General features: G+C 75.0%; 16 protein-coding genes. 5 read left to right on the top strand and 11 right to left on the bottom strand.

What is annotated here, in order from left to right; all coding sequences use genetic code 11:
* Positions 1 to 11: 11 nt before the first annotated feature.
* The 6 genes from EV383_RS07320 to EV383_RS07345 all read right to left on the bottom strand — a co-directional run bounded on the left by EV383_RS07320 (position 12) and on the right by EV383_RS07345 (position 7,094).
* Entirely contained in the window at positions 12 to 1,211 is a 1,200-nt protein-coding gene (locus EV383_RS07320) for a hypothetical protein (protein WP_130289202.1), read from the bottom strand.
* Positions 1,212 to 1,339: 128 nt separating this feature from the next.
* Positions 1,340 to 2,728, bottom strand: a complete 1,389-nt coding sequence (locus EV383_RS07325) for an alpha-amylase family glycosyl hydrolase (protein WP_130289203.1) — start codon at positions 2,726 to 2,728, stop codon at positions 1,340 to 1,342.
* 33 nt (positions 2,729 to 2,761) lie between these two features.
* The gene (locus EV383_RS07330; protein WP_242622950.1) at positions 2,762 to 3,145 is read right to left on the bottom strand and encodes a globin; all 384 of its coding nucleotides are present in this window, start codon (positions 3,143 to 3,145) and stop codon (positions 2,762 to 2,764) included.
* 69 nt (positions 3,146 to 3,214) lie between these two features.
* Positions 3,215 to 4,231, bottom strand: coding sequence for a mechanosensitive ion channel family protein (locus tag EV383_RS07335; RefSeq protein ID WP_242622951.1), 1,017 nt, complete (start codon positions 4,229 to 4,231; stop codon positions 3,215 to 3,217).
* Complete coding sequence (locus EV383_RS07340) at positions 4,228 to 6,414, bottom strand: prolyl oligopeptidase family serine peptidase (protein WP_130289205.1); 2,187 nt, start codon at positions 6,412 to 6,414, stop codon at positions 4,228 to 4,230. The genes EV383_RS07335 and EV383_RS07340 overlap by 4 nt, the downstream gene beginning before the upstream one ends.
* 11 nt (positions 6,415 to 6,425) lie before the next feature.
* Positions 6,426 to 7,094 (bottom strand): pyridoxamine 5'-phosphate oxidase family protein, encoded by a 669-nt coding sequence (locus EV383_RS07345; protein WP_242622952.1) that lies wholly within the window; start codon positions 7,092 to 7,094, stop codon positions 6,426 to 6,428.
* 70 nt (positions 7,095 to 7,164) lie between these two features.
* On the opposite strand from EV383_RS07345, the gene EV383_RS07350 reads away from it, so the two are divergent.
* The 3 genes from EV383_RS07350 to EV383_RS07360 all read left to right on the top strand — a co-directional run bounded on the left by EV383_RS07350 (position 7,165) and on the right by EV383_RS07360 (position 10,988).
* On the top strand, positions 7,165 to 8,799 hold the full coding sequence (locus tag EV383_RS07350) for an aminotransferase-like domain-containing protein (RefSeq protein WP_130289207.1): 1,635 nt from the start codon (positions 7,165 to 7,167) through the stop codon (positions 8,797 to 8,799).
* Between the two features lie 145 nt (positions 8,800 to 8,944).
* Entirely contained in the window at positions 8,945 to 9,862 is a 918-nt protein-coding gene (locus EV383_RS07355) for an isocitrate lyase/PEP mutase family protein (RefSeq protein WP_130289208.1), read from the top strand.
* A 46-nt stretch (positions 9,863 to 9,908) separates the two neighbouring features.
* Positions 9,909 to 10,988, top strand: coding sequence for a D-alanine--D-alanine ligase family protein (locus EV383_RS07360; RefSeq protein ID WP_130289209.1), 1,080 nt, complete (start codon positions 9,909 to 9,911; stop codon positions 10,986 to 10,988).
* Positions 10,989 to 10,995: 7 nt separating this feature from the next.
* On the opposite strand, the gene EV383_RS07365 is transcribed toward EV383_RS07360, so the two are convergent.
* On the bottom strand, positions 10,996 to 11,583 hold the full coding sequence (locus tag EV383_RS07365) for a DUF3515 domain-containing protein (RefSeq protein WP_130289210.1): 588 nt from the start codon (positions 11,581 to 11,583) through the stop codon (positions 10,996 to 10,998).
* 3 nt (positions 11,584 to 11,586) lie between these two features.
* Positions 11,587 to 11,823 (bottom strand): Lrp/AsnC ligand binding domain-containing protein, encoded by a 237-nt coding sequence (locus EV383_RS07370; RefSeq protein WP_130289211.1) that lies wholly within the window; start codon positions 11,821 to 11,823, stop codon positions 11,587 to 11,589.
* A gap of 58 nt (positions 11,824 to 11,881) precedes the next feature.
* Here EV383_RS07370 and EV383_RS07375 point away from each other — a divergent pair, with 58 nt between their 5' ends.
* A complete protein-coding gene (locus EV383_RS07375; protein WP_130289212.1) occupies positions 11,882 to 12,901 on the top strand; it encodes a thiamine-phosphate kinase in 1,020 nt (339 codons plus the stop codon).
* Between the two features lie 95 nt (positions 12,902 to 12,996).
* Here the strand turns inward: EV383_RS07375 and EV383_RS07380 are convergent, their stop codons facing one another.
* Entirely contained in the window at positions 12,997 to 13,386 is a 390-nt protein-coding gene (locus tag EV383_RS07380) for a hypothetical protein (protein ID WP_130289213.1), read from the bottom strand.
* Positions 13,387 to 13,515: 129 nt separating this feature from the next.
* Positions 13,516 to 14,067 carry a DinB family protein gene (locus tag EV383_RS07385; RefSeq protein ID WP_130289214.1) on the bottom strand — a complete coding sequence of 184 codons (552 nt, stop codon included), beginning with the start codon at positions 14,065 to 14,067 and terminating at the stop codon, positions 13,516 to 13,518.
* Positions 14,068 to 14,204: 137 nt separating this feature from the next.
* On the opposite strand from EV383_RS07385, the gene EV383_RS07390 reads away from it, so the two are divergent.
* Entirely contained in the window at positions 14,205 to 14,648 is a 444-nt protein-coding gene (locus EV383_RS07390) for a hypothetical protein (RefSeq protein ID WP_130289215.1), read from the top strand.
* 6 nt (positions 14,649 to 14,654) lie between these two features.
* Here the strand turns inward: EV383_RS07390 and EV383_RS07395 are convergent, their stop codons facing one another.
* Positions 14,655 to 16,283, bottom strand: a complete 1,629-nt coding sequence (locus EV383_RS07395; protein WP_130289216.1) for a hypothetical protein — start codon at positions 16,281 to 16,283, stop codon at positions 14,655 to 14,657.
* Positions 16,284 to 16,384 lie beyond the last annotated feature (101 nt).

The following is a 16,384-nucleotide window of genomic DNA, read 5'->3' on the forward strand; positions in this document are numbered from 1 at the left end:
TAACGATCTGATTATCGAGGGCCCCGCGACGACGACGTGGACCGGGTCGCGCTGCCGTTCGACGAGCCGGCGTCGTCGCTGGTCCGGGGCCCCGAGCCGGTTCCGGTGACGCCGCCGGCGGGGGTCACCCCGTCGTCGTCGGACGGATCGTGCGCGGTGCCGTCACCCGACGTGGTGAACGACCGGCCGTTGCCCGCCGCACCGATGGACCTGTCCCGGAACGGGAGCACGCCGATCGAGGACACCGTGAACGGCGGGATGGAACCGATCGCCGTCCGCTCGTTCGGGCTCTCGTCGGACAGGTCGGGGGCCGGGGCGATCCGGAGCTTGCCGGTGAGCAGGTCGCCGGTGGAGCCGCCCGGCTCGTCGGGCGAGCCGGGAGAGCCGGGGGCGTCGTGGTCGGTGCGGCCGAACAGGTCCTCGTCGAGCGCGGTGGTGACCGGCTCGCGGTCCAGCTCGCCGTCGAGCAGCCCGCGCAGGCGGGAGAGCTCCCCGCGGACCTCGTCACGCAGACCGGAGAGCCGGTCCACGTCGCGTGCGGCGTCGGCGCGCTGCTCGCGCAGCGTCTCCTCGGCGTGGCGCATCAGGTCCGCGGCCCGGCGCTCGGCACCGGCGCGCTCGTCGGCGGCCGCGCGCTCGGCGTCGGACCGGATCCGGTCGGCGTCGCGCTCGGCGTTCGCGATGCGCTCGTCGACGTCGCGTTCGCGGGCGTCCAGCGCGGCGGCGCGGGCGGTGAACTCCTGGTCGAGGGTGGCGGCCCGCCCGAGCAGGGCCTGCTCGGTCTGGCGGCGGCGCTGCTCGGCCTCGGTCCGCGCGCCGTCGAGCACGGTCGCGGCCTCGGCGGCGGCCTTCTCCCGCAGGTCGGAGGCCTCCCGCTCGGCGGCCTGCAACACCCGCTCGAGGCGGGCCCCGAAGCGCTCGTCGGCGGCCGGCGCCGGGGTCCCGGCGTCCTGCAGCCGCCGCACGTGCGACCGGGCGGCGCCGAGCGCGGACTCGGCCGCGTCGGCCCGCCGGATCTCGTCGCCGATCCGCCGGTCCAGCTCCGCGAGCCGGGCGTCGACCTGCGCGCGGTCGTAACCGCGCAGCACGACCGCGAAACCGGCCCCCGCGTCGCGGTCGGGCGCGAAGTCCGGAACCGCCACCGGGCGGCTCAGCGAGTGCCGGGAGGACGCGTCGGCGTCGCTGCCGGACAGGTGGTCCCGTGCGTCCATCTGCTCCGCCTTATCCGGACGGGGTGACATTGCGTGCAACCTGACTCCCATGAGGGCCGGTGTCGTTCAACCTATGAGGTGAACGAGTGAGTCGTTACCGGGTTACCGGCACGTACGGTGATATCTGCTCAGACGAGCCATACCGTCGTGTCCGGGGGCAGCCGCCCGCCGGGCGTCGGCCCGCTGGCGAACAGCACGTCACCCGGCGGCAGCGGTACCGGTTCGGCCGAGGTGTTGAGCGCGCACACCAGCGTCGACCCGCCGCGGCGGAACGCCAGGCAGCCCGGCGGGGCGCCGAACCACTCGACGTCGTGCTGCCCGGCACACGTGACGAAGCCGGGGTGCTCGCGTCGCAGCTCCAGGGCGCGCCGGTACAGCGACAGCGGCGACTCGCGGTCCTCCAGCTGCGCGGCCGCGGTGTCCCAGGACAGCAGCGGCCGCGCGTCGCCGGGGCGCGCCGGTGCGGGGCCGGTCAGACCCAGCTCGTCGCCGGCGTCGAGCAGGACGGCCCCGGGCAGGGCGAGCAGCGCCGTCGTCAGGGCCAGCGCCCGTGCCGCGCCGCCCAGGCGCTCGGCCGTGCGCGGCCCGGCCGGGTCGGCGCAGGTCCAGGCCGGGACGGCGCCGGCGGCCCGGACGGCGACGAGCGAGTGGTCGACGAGCGCGCGGATCGTCGTGGCGTCGAACCGGCAGTGCGCGAGGTCGGTGCGGACGGCGAGGTGCAGCTCCCCGGCGGCGCCGTAGCGGGCGAAGCGCGCGGGGTCGGCGACGTCGACGCGGGCGACCGCGATCCGGTCCGGGTGGTGGTCGAGCTCCGCCCGGACCGTCCGGAGCATCTCGTGCCCGACGTCGTGGTCCAGGCGCGGGTCGTCGGGCCCGGCGAGCGGTCCGCGGGCCGACGGGCGCGGGTCGTCGGCCCAGTCCTCCGGCCCGTGCAGCGCGTGCGGGAGGTCGATCCGGACGCCGTCGACGCCGCGTTCGATCCAGGCGTGCAGCGTGCGGTCGGTCTCGGCCCAGACCTCGGGGTTGGCCCAGTTCAGGTCCGGGCGTCCGGGTCCGGGCAGGTGCAGGTACCACTCGCCGGCGCCCGGGTCCCCGGTGCCGCCGTGGGCCGGGACGTGGGTCCAGGCCGGGCCGCCGTCGAGGGCGTGCCAGTCGGTCGGCGGCTCGTCACCGGCGGGGCCCCGGCCGGGCCGGAAGTGGAAGCGCTCGCGCTCGGCGCTGCCCGCGGGGGCGGAGACGGCGTCGAGGAACCAGTCGTGGCCGGTGCCGGTGTGCCCGGGATCGACGTCGACCAGGACCCTCAGACCGGCGTCGCGGGCGTCGTCGAGCAGGGCGTCCCACGTCGGCACCGGCCACGGTTGCGGGACCGGGCCGAGGCACAGCGCGTCGACGCCGAGGAGGTCCAGGTAGCCCAGCCGGTCCCGGACGCCGTCGAGGTCACCGGTGCCGTCGCCGTCGGCGTCACAGAACGCACGTACGTCGATCCCGTACAGGACCGCGTTCCGCCACCAGCTCACGGACAGTCATCATGCCAGGTGTGCGGACCGAGATCAGAAGTCGGAGTTGACCATACTGGCCGCCGCGTACTGCATGTAGTGCCACAGCTGCGCACGGTGCTGTTCGTCGAGGTCAGCCTCGTCCACGGCGACCTTCATGCACCGCAGCCAGGCGTCGCGCTCGATCGGTCCGACCTTGAACGGCATGTGCCGCATCCGTAACCGAGGGTGACCACGCTGGTCCGAGTACGTCCGCGGCCCGCCCCAGTACTGCTCCAGGAACATCCGCAGCCGGTCCTCGGCCGGACCGAGGTCCTCCTCGGGATAGAGGGGGCGCAGGATCTCGTCCTCGGCGACCTGTTCGTAGAAGCGGTGGACGATCCCGTGGAAGACCGGCGCGCCGCCGACCTCGGCATAGAAGTTCTGCGGGGCACTCACCCGACCATCGTGGCGCATGCCCGCGGCCCGGGCAGGACCCGGGCCGCGGAGCATCGTCCCGGCGCCGGTTCAGGGCCGGGGTTCGGCGGCCTCGGTCGTCGCGCGGGGGTAGACGAGCGGGCGCGGGACGTCGTGGTCGTCGAAGGCGTCGGTGATGGCGGCGTTGAGCGCGCGCTGCACCGCCCACTGCTTCCCGGGGTGCACGCGGACGGTGATGCGCAACACCACGCCCTCGGAGGTGATCCTCTCCACACCGAGCACCTCGGGGGCCTCCAGGACGTCGGAGGCGATGTCGTCGGCGGCGACGCGCTCCACCGCGGTGGTGCCGGCGAGCTCGGTCGCCTCCTCCATGTCGGCGTTGTGCGCCAACGGCAGATCGATGACGGCGACGGCGTAGCCCTGGCTCTTGTTGCCCACGCGCAGGATCTCGCCGTTGCGGACGTACCAGACGGTGCCCTGGATGTCGCGGACCGTGGTGATCCGCAGGCCGACCGCCTCGACGGTGCCGGAGGCCTCGCCGAGGTCGACGATGTCGCCGACGCCGTACTGGTCCTCGAGCAGCATGAACATGCCGGAGAGGAAGTCGCGGACGAGGTTCTGCGCGCCGAAACCGATCGCGATGCCGAGCACGCCGGCCGAGGCCAGGATCGGGGCCAGCGCGACCCCGAACTCGGCGAGCACCATCACCGACCCGACCAGCAGTACCACCGCCGAGGTGATCGACCGCAGGACCGAGCCGATCGTCATCGCCCGCTGTGCGCGTCGCTGCGTGACCAGTGGCGACGCCACCGTGCGCAGCCGCTTCGGGGCACGCCCGAGCAGCTTGGTCATCGACCCGTTCGTCGCGCCCTCGACCAGGCGGTTGATCGCCCGGTGCGCCAGCCACCGCACCAGGAACGCCACGACCACGATGAACGCGATCGTGATCGCCTTGTCCATGATCGTGTCCGCGGAGCGGGACAGGAAGTCGTTGTGGGTGTAGCGGTAGAACGTCGAGCACCAGGACCCCAGGTCGGCGGCGCACGCGGGCCGGTCCTCCAGCGGCGACGGCGGGATCAGGTCGTCGACCTGGGCGGGGACGATCACGTCAGCTCCAGTCCGGTCCGGGCGGCCAGGAACGCCATCGTGTCGACCGACAGCGCCACGCTGCGCGAGACCGAGCGGGCGCCGTGCCCGACGTCGGTCTCGCGGCGCAGCAGGATCGGGTCCGTGGCGGGGTCGCCGGTGGTGGCGGCCTGCAGCGCCGCGCACATCTTGCGGGCGTGGCAGGGGTCGACCCGGGTGTCGGAGTCGAACACGGTGAACAGCACGGCCGGGTACTCCGTCCCGGCCGTGACGTGGTGGTACGGCGAGTAGGAGAGCAGCCAGCCGAGCTCGGTCGCGTCGTCGGCGGTGCCGTACTCCTCGTTCCAGGTGCGGCCCAGCGAGAACCGTTCGTAGCGGACCATGTCCAGCAGCGGCGCCGAGCAGGCCACCGCGCGGTAGAGGTCAGGACGCTGGACGAGCGCGGCACCGACGAGCAGGCCGCCGTTGGAGCCGCCGGAGATGGCGAGCCGCTCCGGGGTGGTGGTGCCGTCGGCGATCAGCGTCTCGGCGGCGGCGTGCAGGTCGTCGAACACGTTCTGCTTGGACTCGCGCTTGCCGGCCCGGTGCCACGCCGCGCCCTCCTCACCACCGCCGCGCAGTGAGACGAGCACGTAGGCGCCGCCCGCGGCGGCCCAGGCCAGCGCGGTGGTGTTGTAGGCGGGCTCGCGGCTGATCCCGAAGCCGCCGTAGCCGGTCATCAGCACCGGCCAGGGACCGTCGCCGGTGGCCGGGGTGACGACGAACATCCGCACCGTCGTCCCGTCGGCGGAGGTGAACGCCCGCTGCTCGGAGCGCACGTCCGGCACCGGGTCCACCCGCCCCGTCGGCTCCGCCTCCGTCCGTCCCCCGGCGACGCGGCCCGGGCTCGGTGTGTCGAGGACGAGCGAGCCGGTGCGGTCGCCGCGGTGCACCGCGGGCGGGGTGACCAGGTCGGTCCAGCCGACCCACAGCCGTCCCCACAGCTCGGGGGTGTCGCGGTCGGGCACGGACAGGCCGGTCAGCGACCCAGGGCCCGGCAGCGTGACGGTGCCGCGCGGGCTGCCGTCGACGCCGTGCAGGGCGACCTCGCCGACCGCGTGCCGGGCGCGGGCCAGCACGAGCAGCGGTTCGTCGCCGGAACCCGGTGCCGGCTCCAGCCAGCGGGCGCCCTCCAGCACCGACTCCGGGTCCTCGGCGACCAGCTCGCGCCAGTGCTCGCGACCGGGCGTGCGCGGGTCGGTGACGACCAGGCGCCAGCGCGGGGCGCCGTCGGTGGTCACGGCGTAGAGCAGCCCGTCGCGCTCGACCCACATCATGGCCTGCACGTCGTCGTCCTGGGTGAGGATCGGCGTCAGCTCCGGGACCGCGGCGTCGCCGTCGAGCTCGGCGATCCAGATCGAGTCCTTGCGTGCGGTGCCGATCGACCCGGACACCAGCAGCCAGCGGCCGTCGCGGGACAGCCTCGCGCCGTAGTAGGTGTGGTCGTCGTAGAGTCCGGGGCCGGTGACCAGCTCGTCGGTGTCGGGGTCGGTGCCGACGCGGTGGCGCCAGACGCGGCGGTGGAAGTCCTGCTCGCCCTCGGGCACCTCCTCCGGGGCGACCTTGCGGACGTAGAAGAACTCCGCGCCGCCGTCGCGCCAGGCGATCGAGGAGTAGTGGCAGCGGTCGATCGGGCCCTCGACCGGCGAGCCGTCGGCGACGTCGAGGACGTGCAGCACCGACTGCTCGTCACCGCCGACCGAGAGCTGATAGGCCAGCCGCCGCCCCTCCAGGTCGGGCACCCAGGAGTCGAGCGTGGTCAGCCCGGACGGGTCGATTGCCATCGGGTCGAGCAGCACCCGCTCGGGACCGGTGCCGGGCCCGTCCGGACCGGGGTCGCGGACGAGGACGACCGCGTGCTCGCCGCCGGGGTCGCGCCGGGAGAAGAATCGGCGCCCGGCCCGCCACAGCGGGACCGACACCGCCCCCGCGGCGAGCAGCTCCTCCAGCCGCGCGCCGAGCGCGGCCCGGCCGGGCAGCGCGTCCAGCTGTGCGCGGGCGAGGTCGTCCTGCGCGGCCGACCACGTGACGGTGCGCGGGTCGTCCGGGTCCTCGAGCCACCGGTAGGGGTCCAGGATGCGGTGTCCGTGCAGGTCGTCGACCAGATCGAGTCGCTCGGCCTCGGGGTACGGCCGGGCGGCGGGGTGCTCGGGGGGCGCGCTCACGTGGCGCGAGACTACGTGATGGGTTCCCGATCGTGGTCCGCCCTCAGGTGCGCGGGCACCGACCAGGAGGTGGGCAGGTCCGGGGACGGCTCGGGCTCGCCGAACACGGTGCGGACCGGCACCACGCCGGCCCAGGCCGCGTCCGCGTCGACGTCCTCGGTGTCGTCCGACGGTGGTCCGGTGCGGATCTTCACGCTGGCCTCGGTGAGGTCGAGCGCGAACACCGCGGTGGCCGCCAGCTCCCGCCTGTTCGGCTGCCGCGCGTGCTCCCAGGCCCCCGGCGTCAGGTGCTCGACGACGACGCGCAGCGCCTCCCACCGCTCGTCGGCGTCGGTGACCCGGCGCGCGGTCCCGTGCACGACGGCGCTGCGGTAGTTCATCGAGAAGTGCATCACCGCGCGGGCGTGCACGACGCCGTCGAGGTGCGTGACCGTGACGCACGCCGGGAACTCGGCGCCGCTGAGGTACCGGGCGCCCGAGGACCCGTGCAGGTAGAGGGTCCCGCCGTCGCGCCCGTAGGCGGTGGGCAGCACGACCGGTGCCCCGTCGACGACGAAGCCGAGGTGGCAGACCAGGCCGGCGTCGAGGACGTCGTACAGGTCGGAGCGCTCGGTCCGGGCGCGGACGGCGTTGCGGCCGATCGTGCTGCGTGGGGTGGGGGAGAGCGGCGTCGTACTCACGGGTCCCAGTGTGGATCGACCAGTGGCATCCTGGAACGGCCAATCCCAACATGATCGAGGAGGCCGATCCATGGTGGTCGCGGACGTGCCGCCGGTCCTGCTGGACCGCGGGTCGCCGGTGGCGCTGGCGGTGCAGCTGGCCGACGGGCTGCGTGACGCCGCCGTGCGCGGGGCGCTGCGCCCCGGCGACCGGCTCCCGTCGACACGCGCCCTGGCCGTCGAGCTGGGGGTGAGCCGGACCGTCACCGCGGCGGCGTACGAACAGCTCCTCGCCGAGGGGTGGGTGCACGGCCGGGTCGGGGCCGGGACGTTCGTCACCGGCCGCCCCGGAGCCCCGCCCGGGGACCACGACGGGGCTCCTGTGCTCTGCACACCTCCACGCGTCCACCCGGGCCCGGCCGCGACCGGGACGGTCGGCGGGAGTGCGAGTGACGCGTCATGGACCCGGAACGGCGCTGTGGACGCGATGACGCGCCACTCGGCGTCCGCCACGACTCGGCACCTCGCTCCACCCCCACCCGGCACCGGGACCCCGACCGGCGCCACGGCATCGGTGGGTGACGCACCACGGCTCCGCGCCGGCGCCGGGACCGCCGTCGCGCGTCACTCGACCGTCGGTGGCGGGCCGGGGTTGCTGTCGCTCGCACCGGGGACGCCGTGCGTCGACGTCCTCGACCGCGCGGCCTGGCGCCGGGCGTGGCGGGCCGCGGCCGACCCGGCTCCGGACGACGCACCTCGGCCGGACGGGGTGCCCGCGTTCCGCGCGGTCGTCGCCGAGCACCTGCTGCGCCACCGCGGCCTGACCGCCGACCCGGACGACGTGCTGGCCACCGCCGGGAGCTCCGCCGCGATCGCCGAGCTCGCGCGGCTGTTCCCCGCGGGGTCGCGGGTCGCGGTCGAGGAACCGGGGTACGTGCGGGCGGTGACGGCGTTGCGCGCGGCCGGGGTCGAGGTCGTCGGGGTGCCGGTCGACGAGGAGGGGATGGTCGTCGACGCGCTGCCCACCGGGTGCGCGGCCGTCTACTGCACGCCCGCGCACCAGTTCCCGCTCGGGTCCCGGCTGACGGCGTCGCGGCGGGTCGCGCTGCTGGAACGGGCGCGCGCCGAGCGGATGCTGGTGATCGAGGACGACTACGACGGCGAGCTGCGCTACGACGTCGGCCCGCTGCCGCTGCTGGCCGCGCTCGCGCCGGAGGTGGTGGTGCACCTCGGGACCGCGAGCAAGATCGTCAGCCAGACGCTGGGCGCCGGGTGGCTGGTCGCGCCGCCGGACGTCCGCGACGCCCTGCGCGACCTGCGGGCCCGGACCGGGACCCGCCCGTCCCCGGCCGGGCAGCGGGTGTTCGCCGCGTTCGCCGCGCAGGGCGACCTGGCGCGGCACCTGCGCCGCCTGCGCCGCGAGCTCGGGACCCGCCGCGACCTGGTGCGCGACGCCGTGGCCGTCACCGGGTGGACGGTCACCGGGGAGGCGGCCGGCGCGCACGTCGTCCTGACCCCGCCCGGCTCCTCCGGCCGCGGCACGGAGGACGGCGTGGTCGCCGGGGCGCGGTCGCTCGGGGTCGAGGTGCACGGCCTGGCCCGCTACCACCACGCCGGCCCGCCCACCGGTGACGGTGTCGTCGTCGGCTACGCCGCCCACACCCGCGCCGACCTGACGACGGCCCTCACCCACCTGGCCACCGTCCTCACCCGGTCCGAACCCTGACGCGGGCCGCCGCGGCCGTCCACGCGACCGCTCCACACCGCGGCCGACGATCCAGCATGTGGGAGGGGCCGAGGCGATCGCGGCGGGAGCCGGGGACGCGGTGGCACCATGCGGGCACAGGTGATCGGCGAGCGAAGGAGCGGACATGGCGGATGCGGCGGACGGTGCGCGGACTCCCGCGGCGCGGTTACGGGCCCTGCTCGCGGCGGCCCCGGCGGACGGGCCGGTGCTCGCCCCCGGCGCATACGACGCGCTGTCCGCGCGGCTCGTCGCCGACGCCGGGTTCTCCTGCGTCTACATGACCGGCTTCGGCACCACCGCGTCGCTGATCGGCCAGCCCGACATCGGCCTGCTCGGCGCGGCCGAGATGGCCGACAACGCGCGCCGCATCGCCGCGGTGATCGGTGACGTCCCGCTGATCGCCGACGCCGACACCGGCTACGGCAACGCGCTCAACGTCGCCCGCACCGTCGACACCTACGAACGCGCCGGGGTGGCCGGCATCCAGCTCGAGGACCAGGTCACGCCCAAGCGCTGCGGGCACATGGGAGGCAAGGAGGTCATCTCCACCGCGGAGATGGCCGGCAAGATCCGCGCCGCCTGCGAGGCCCGCCGCGACCCGGACACGGTGATCATCGCGCGCACCGACGCCGTGGCCACCGACGGCGTCGACGAGGCACTGGACCGGGCGCGGGCCTACCGCGACGCCGGTGCCGACGTCCTGTTCGTCGAGGCCCCGACCGGCGAGGCGGACATCGAGAAGATCGCCGGGGCGCTCGCCGGCGGGACGCCGCTGCTGTTCAACTGGGCCGAGGGCGGCCGCACCCCGCCGCTGACCCTGCCGCGCCTGCGCGAGCTGGGGTTCTCGCTGGTCCTCTACCCGATCGGCACCCTGCTCGCGGCCACCGCCGGAGTCCGTTCGCTGCTCGAGACGCTGCGCCGTGACGGCACCCCGGCCGCCGCGCTGGGCTCGCCGCAGCAGATGACGCTGCCCGGCTTCGACGAGTTCACCGAGCTGGTCGGGCTGTCGGCGATCCGCGAGCGCGAGGCCCGCTACAGCTGAGCCCCCTTCCGTGGACCCGTGCCACCGACGCCTACCCTCGATTCCCATGACCCAGCCCAAGGTGAGGGTGGCCGTCGTCTTCGGCGGGCGCAGTTCCGAGCACGCGATCTCCTGCGTCTCCGCAGGCAGCGTGCTCACGCACCTGGACCCGGAGCGGTTCGAGGTCGTCCCGGTCGGGATCGCGCCCGACGGGGCCTGGGTGCTGGGCCCGGACGACCCGGCCGCGCTCGCGATCTCCGGGCGTGAGCTGCCGCAGGTCGACGGCACGGCCGACGCCGTGGTGCTCCCGGGTGAGCCGTCGCGCGGCCTGATCCGCCTCGACCCCGGGCGCGCGGGGGAGGTGCTCGGTGACGTCGATGTCGTCTTCCCCATCCTGCACGGCGCGTTCGGCGAGGACGGCACGATCCAAGGACTGCTGGAGATGGCCGGCGTCCCCTACGTCGGTGCCGGGGTGCTGGCCAGCGCCGTCGGCATGGACAAGGAGTTCGCCAAGAAGCTGCTGCGCGCCGACGGCCTGACCGTCGCCGAGGGCGTCGTGCTGCGCCCGGGCACCGACATCGGGTTCGCCGACCGCGACCGTCTCGGCCTGCCGCTGTTCGTCAAGCCCGCCCGAGCCGGCTCGTCGATGGGCGTCACCCGGGTCACCGACCCGGCCGCGCTCGACGCCGCGATCGCCGACGCCCGCGTCCACGACCCGAAGGTCCTCGTCGAGTCCGGTGTCGACGGCCGCGAGGTCGAGTGCGCGGTGCTGGAGTTCCCGGACGGCTCGGTGCGCGCCAGCCTGCCCGCGGAGCTGCGCTACGGCGGCGAGTTCTACGACTTCGAGTCCAAGTACCTCGATGTCTCCGAGCTCGACATCCCGGCCAAGCTCGACGACGACGTCGTGGAGAACCTGCGCAGCCAGGCGATCGCGGCCTTCCGGGCGCTCGACGCCCAGGGACTGGCCCGGGTGGACTTCTTCGTCGGCCCGGACGGCGCGATCACCGTCAACGAGGTGAACACGATGCCCGGGTTCACCCCCAGCTCGGCGTTCCCGAAGATGTGGGCGGTCACCGGCCTCGACTACCGCGAGCTGCTCTCCACGCTCGTCGACACGGCGCTGGCGCGGGGGACCGGGCTGCGCTGACCCGTCCTCAGCGGACCCGCACTGGCTGCGGCGGGAGCGAGGCGGTCACCGCGTCGGCCACCGCCTGCAACGGCCCGCTCCCGGCCTCGGCCGGGGCGGACAGCGTCAGGTACACCCCTCGGTCGACGACGGCGTAGGTGGTCGTGCGGGTGGTGACGCCCGCCGCGTCCGGCAGCGGCAGCCAGTTCACGCCGTTGATGAGGATCAACGGCGAGGACGGGCCCAGTTCGGACGGCCGGGGGACCCCGCAGCGCAGGATCACCGGCTCGGGCGCGGACGCCCAGGCCCGGGCCCCGGCGACGGCGGGTTCGACCGGGCGCGGCTCCAGCGAGCCGCCGTCCGAGGGCAGCGAGACCGGGAGGATCCGCAGCAGCCCCGCGCACGCCGCGGACGACGCCGACGGGTCGGTCGCCGGTCCGATGTCGATCGGCCCGGTCACGGGCGCGGCGCCCGGCTCGGTGCCGGTCCCCGAGACCCGCAGCGTGATGCCGATCCCGGCGACGACGAGCGCCAGCAGCAGCGGCAGGGCCACCGCGAGCGCGACGACCGGCCGGACGCGGGTGCGCCCGGCCTTCTCGCCATCGCTCGGATCCACGTCCTAACCGAGCTTGACCACCGGGCACGTGAGCGTCCGGGTGATCCCGTTGACGCCCTGGACCCGGGCCACGACCAGCGTGCCCAGCGCGTCGACGTCGTCGGACTCGGCACGCACGATCACGTCGTAGGGTCCGGTCACGTCCTCGGCCGAGATCACGCCGGCCAACCCGGCGATCTCGGATGCGACGGCGGCGGCCTTCCCGACCTCCGTCTGGACGAGGATGTATGCCTGCACCACGGCGTGCCCCTTTCCGGTCTGCGCACTCCTGCCGGACAGTTGTCCCGGCAACTCGAAGATGCCGAACGTACCGGAGGTCGCCCCCGTGTCCCCATCTGCGATCACGCCCCCGGGCGGATCAGAGGCGAGCGTCTCACTCTCCGAGGTCGGAGAGTTCGCGCTGATCGCACGGGTGACCACGGACCGTCGTCAACCGGCGTCGACGCTGCTGGGGCCCGGTGACGACGCGGCGGTCGTCGCGGCACCGGACGGGCGCGTCGTCGCGTGCACCGACGTCCTCGTGCAGGGCGTGCACTTCCGGCTCGACTGGTCCACCCCGGAACAGGTCGGGCGCAAGGCGGCGGCCGCGAACCTCGCCGACGTCGCCGCGATGGGAGCGGTCCCGACGGCGCTGCTGGTCGGGCTGGCCTGCCCGCCGTCGACGCCGGTGGACCAGCTGGAGGCCCTGGCCGACGGGCTGTGGGCGGAGGCGTCGTCGGCGGGGGCGGGCGTCGTCGGCGGGGACGTCGCGTCGGCGTCGACGATCGTGGTCTCGGTGACGGCGCTGGGCTCGCTGCAGGGGCGCGAGCCGGTGACCCGTTCCGGGGCGCGGCCGGGCGACGTGATCGCGTTCGCCGGGCGTCTGGGCTTCTCGGCGGCCGGGCTGGCGGTACTCGGGCGGGGGTTCCGCTCGCCGGCCGCCCTGGTCAACGCCCACCGGTCGCCGGAGCCGCCGTACGCGGCGGGACCGCAGGCGGCCGCGGCCGGGGCGACGTCGATGATCGACGTCTCGGACGGGCTGCTCGCCGACCTGGCCCACGTCGCACGGGCGTCCGATGTGGTGCTGGACCTGCGGTCGGCGGCGTTCACGGTGCCGGACAAGCTCTCCGAGATCGCCGGCGCGCTCGGCGCGGACCCTCTGGAGTGGATCCTCACCGGGGGAGAGGACCACGCCCTGGTCGCGACGTTCGGCGCGGACACGGTCCTGCCCGAGGGCTGGACGGCGGTCGGGCACGTCACCGACGGAGCGCCGCAGGTCCTCGTGGACGGTGTCCCGCACGAGGGACCGGCCGGGTGGGAGCACTTCCACGGACCGTGACCGGCCTCGATCCGGCGCCGCCCCGGGTTCGCCGCCCGAGCGTGGACCTCGTTGCGTCCGTCGCGACGGGAGTCACTCTCGTCGCGACGCGGGGCTCAGATCTTCGTGCGGCGCCAGAACGTGAGCAGGCGCCTCCACATGCGACGCAGTCCGGGGTGGCCCGGCTCGGAGCGCTGCGGGTGCGGAAACGGCCGGAACTGCGGCAGGTCCGCGGGGCCACGGGCGTCGACGTCACGGTGCGGGGGCTTCATACCGTCGGCGGCGGGCAGGGTCGGCGGGTCCAGACCGACGAGCGTCGGCGGGAACTGCTGGGAGTTCTGAGCGGGGGCGCTCTGAACCGGGGCGCTCTGAGCAGGGGCGATCCGGGCGGTGGCCTCCGCTGCGGGGGTGTCCGCGGCGGGCGTACTCGGTCCGGTGCTGCTCGGACCGGGGGTGTTCTGGCTGGGAACCTTCGTCGGCTCGGGGGCCGTCGTCGGGGTCGTCACGGTCTGCTCCACGGTTGCGCTATCGCTGTCCGTGGTGGGGCCGTTACCGACCGGCGAGGTCTCCTGCATGCTTCCCCATCCTAGTCGCGGAATCGGTGCAGACAGCCAGGTACCCGCCCTCTCGGGTGATCACGCGTGACGCGCGCGGTAGAGGTCGCGCAGCAGCAGGACCTCGGCGCCGTGGTGGATCGCCTCGCGGTGGATGTGCAGCACCAGCGTCGCCATCGGCTCCGCCGCGAACGGGCCCTCGGCCTCGCCGACCGGACGTTCCAGGTCGTCCGCGCTCAGGCCGCGCACCGCGGTGATCCAGCGTTCGTAGCTGTCGTCGAGCTGCGCCAGTGCCTCGGCCGCGGACCCGGCGTAGGGGAAGTCGTTGTAGTCGGCGACCGGCCCGCCGAAGTGGGAGGCGTTGCGCATCACGAACACCCCGACGATCACGTGCGCGAGCCGCCACGCGATCGTCGTCACCGGCGGCGGCTCCGGCTCGGGGAACGCGAAGTCGATGGTGAACGGGCCGGTTCCGGGCGAGCCGTCGCCGTCGGAGCCGCGCGGGCGGACGTTCCAGCAGTCCGGGACGGGCTCCCAGAAGTACTCGTCGTCGGTGAGGCCGTCGAGCTTCGGCCGCAACGACCCGGTCCAGTGCCAGTCCAGCTGCTCGGCCAGCTTCGAGCTCCAGTCCATGCCCCCGCACCGTAGTGACCCGGCTCACGGCCGTCGTGGCGGGCGTGGATACGGCCACACGGAGCATCGAGGACGCCACCGGCCCGGTTACCGTACGTGGAGGAACCGCCGGAGTCCGTCCCGAGATCGGAGCACCCATGTCGTCCGCGACCGTCGCGACGATCGCGTGCCTCGCGCTGGTGGGGGCGGCGGGCATGGCCGTGTGGGTGGCGCTGCAGCAACGACGGACCGACGAGCTGGCCCGTTCACTGACCGCACGCAAGTGGGACATCGTCACTCTGCGTGCTGAGCTGGGTGCCCTGAGACGGCAGGTGCAGGGCGCGGCCCCGACCGACGACGAGCAGCCGGTCCGGGCGGTCGACGACGGCGGCGGTGACCGCCACGGTGGTGACTCCCGGGGTGGCGGGCCCCGGGATGACGGGCCCCGGAGCGACGGACCCGAAGGCGACGGGCACGAGGGCGTCGAGCCCGCCCCGCGGTCGCAGGCCGGCGCGGTCCGGAGCCCCGCCGCGCCCAGCGCCTGGCGCCGGGACCGCGCGCGGGGTGCGTCGTCGCGTCCCCGGCGGCGGCCCCTCTTCTGAGCGCCGCTATCGCGGGGCCGGCACCGCCTCGAGGTCCCACGTCCGCCACGGACCCCATCGCGTCCCCATCGGGGCGGTCGGCTCCCGGACGACCCGGGTCGTGATCCGGTACTCCCGTGGCGCGGGCGCGACCGGGCGGAACCGCTGATAGTTCAGCCGCAGTAGCGACCCCTCCGGGCCGGTCGCGGACGCCAGGCGGGACTCGATCGCCGGCGACAGCGAGCCGCGGTCGGCCAGTCCGTCGACCACCCGGCAGCCGCAGTAGTAGGCCAGCGTGCCGACCTCGCCGGGGGACTCGATCGTCGCCCCGGTCGGGAGCCGGTCGGCGACCCGCACGTACTGCGCGGTGCTGGCCCAGTTCGACGTCATCGGCGGCAGCACCGAGCCCGTGGCGGTGAGCACGCAGGTCACCGCCAGCGCGACGGCACCGGAGCCGGCCACGACCCGGACGGGCACCGTCCGCGCCCGCGCGCAGGTGAGCGCCGCGAGCAGGCCCAGCCCACCGGCGGCGGGGGCGTAGAGCCAGTGGGACGGCGCGACCCCGAGCAGGCTCATCACGCCGGCGTGCGCGATCGCCCCCAGTCCGAGGACGGCACCGACCGGACGCAGGTCGGACCGGCGCAGCCAGTACGGCAGCGCGAGCAGACCGGCGACGACCGGGAGCGCCACCAGCGTCGTCGCGACCGGGAACCTCTCCCACCACAGCAGCGGCCCGGACGCGTAGTCCCACGGGCCCCGGCCCGCACCGGTGAAGACCAGCAGTGTGTCCGGCACCGCCGATCCCAGCACCCACCACGACCAGGCGAACCACGGCAGCGCCGTCGCCGCCGCGGCCAGGGCGACCCTCCACCGGCCCCGCCCGGCCACCGCGACGGCGACGAGCCCGACCACGACCAGGTCCGGACGGGTGAGCACGAGCAGCCCGGCCAGCACACCGGCCGTCCACCGCCGCCCGGCCAGGGCCCGCTCGGCCAGGCCGGTCGTCAGGGCCAGGGCGAGGTACGACTCCAGCCCGATCGTGGAGAGCAGCAACGGCGACGTGGCGAGCAGGGCGAGGCCGAACGCCGGGGCCCGGTGGGCGGGCAGCCCGAGCCGTGCGCCGATCCGGGTCAGCGCCGCACCGAGGGCGGCGAACGTGACGGTCAGGACGACGCCGGTCGCGGCGAACGCATCCCGCGTCAGCGCGGTGACCCCGCCGGTGAGCAGCACGGTCAGCGGGGAGGCCGCGGTGTTCGCGGTCATGCCCGGGTGGACGCCCCAGCCGCCGTGCAGGCCGAGGGTTCGTGCGTAGGACAGGGCGAGGTAGGCGTCGTCGACCAGCGCCCGCCCGACGGCGGCGAACACACAGGCCCCGACCAGGGCGCCCAAGGCGGCCACCACGAGCGTGGGCGGCACGTTCTCGCGGTGCCGCGCCCGGCGGGGCGGGATGACGATGCGCTGATGGCGCCCGCTGCGCTCGATCAGCGCGGCGGCGGTGTCGTGCGTTCCCGGGGAGGTGGTGTCGTGTGCGCCCGTGCGCTGCGCCGGGACGAGTGCGTGCAGCCCCGGTTCGCGGTGGGCGGTCCACGTCTGCTGGTGCCGACGGTGGGGGGTGGCACGCAGGAGCGGCCCGGTGACCCTCCGCGTTCCCCCCACGTCCGAATACTCGCCCGCGGACGGCCGAATGTCACGGGGGGTACGACCATCGGAACCCGGTGTACTCGCCGGATGTGGTCCGCCGGGGCGGTGCGCGGCCG

Origin of the sequence: Pseudonocardia sediminis (genome assembly GCF_004217185.1) — a bacterium.
Lineage (GTDB): Bacteria > Actinomycetota > Actinomycetes > Mycobacteriales > Pseudonocardiaceae > Pseudonocardia > Pseudonocardia sediminis.

Coding starts and splice junctions, on each gene's coding strand:
- EV383_RS07360 (WP_130289209.1), top strand. CDS start 9,909: ATGACCCAGCCCAAGGTGAGGGTGGCCGTCGTCTTCGGCGGGCGCAGT.
- EV383_RS07320 (WP_130289202.1), bottom strand. CDS start 1,211: ATGGACGCACGGGACCACCTGTCCGGCAGCGACGCCGACGCGTCCTCC.
- EV383_RS07385 (WP_130289214.1), bottom strand. CDS start 14,067: ATGGACTGGAGCTCGAAGCTGGCCGAGCAGCTGGACTGGCACTGGACC.
- EV383_RS07375 (WP_130289212.1), top strand. CDS start 11,882: ATGCCGAACGTACCGGAGGTCGCCCCCGTGTCCCCATCTGCGATCACG.
- EV383_RS07350 (WP_130289207.1), top strand. CDS start 7,165: ATGGTGGTCGCGGACGTGCCGCCGGTCCTGCTGGACCGCGGGTCGCCG.
- EV383_RS07355 (WP_130289208.1), top strand. CDS start 8,945: ATGGCGGATGCGGCGGACGGTGCGCGGACTCCCGCGGCGCGGTTACGG.
- EV383_RS07390 (WP_130289215.1), top strand. CDS start 14,205: ATGTCGTCCGCGACCGTCGCGACGATCGCGTGCCTCGCGCTGGTGGGG.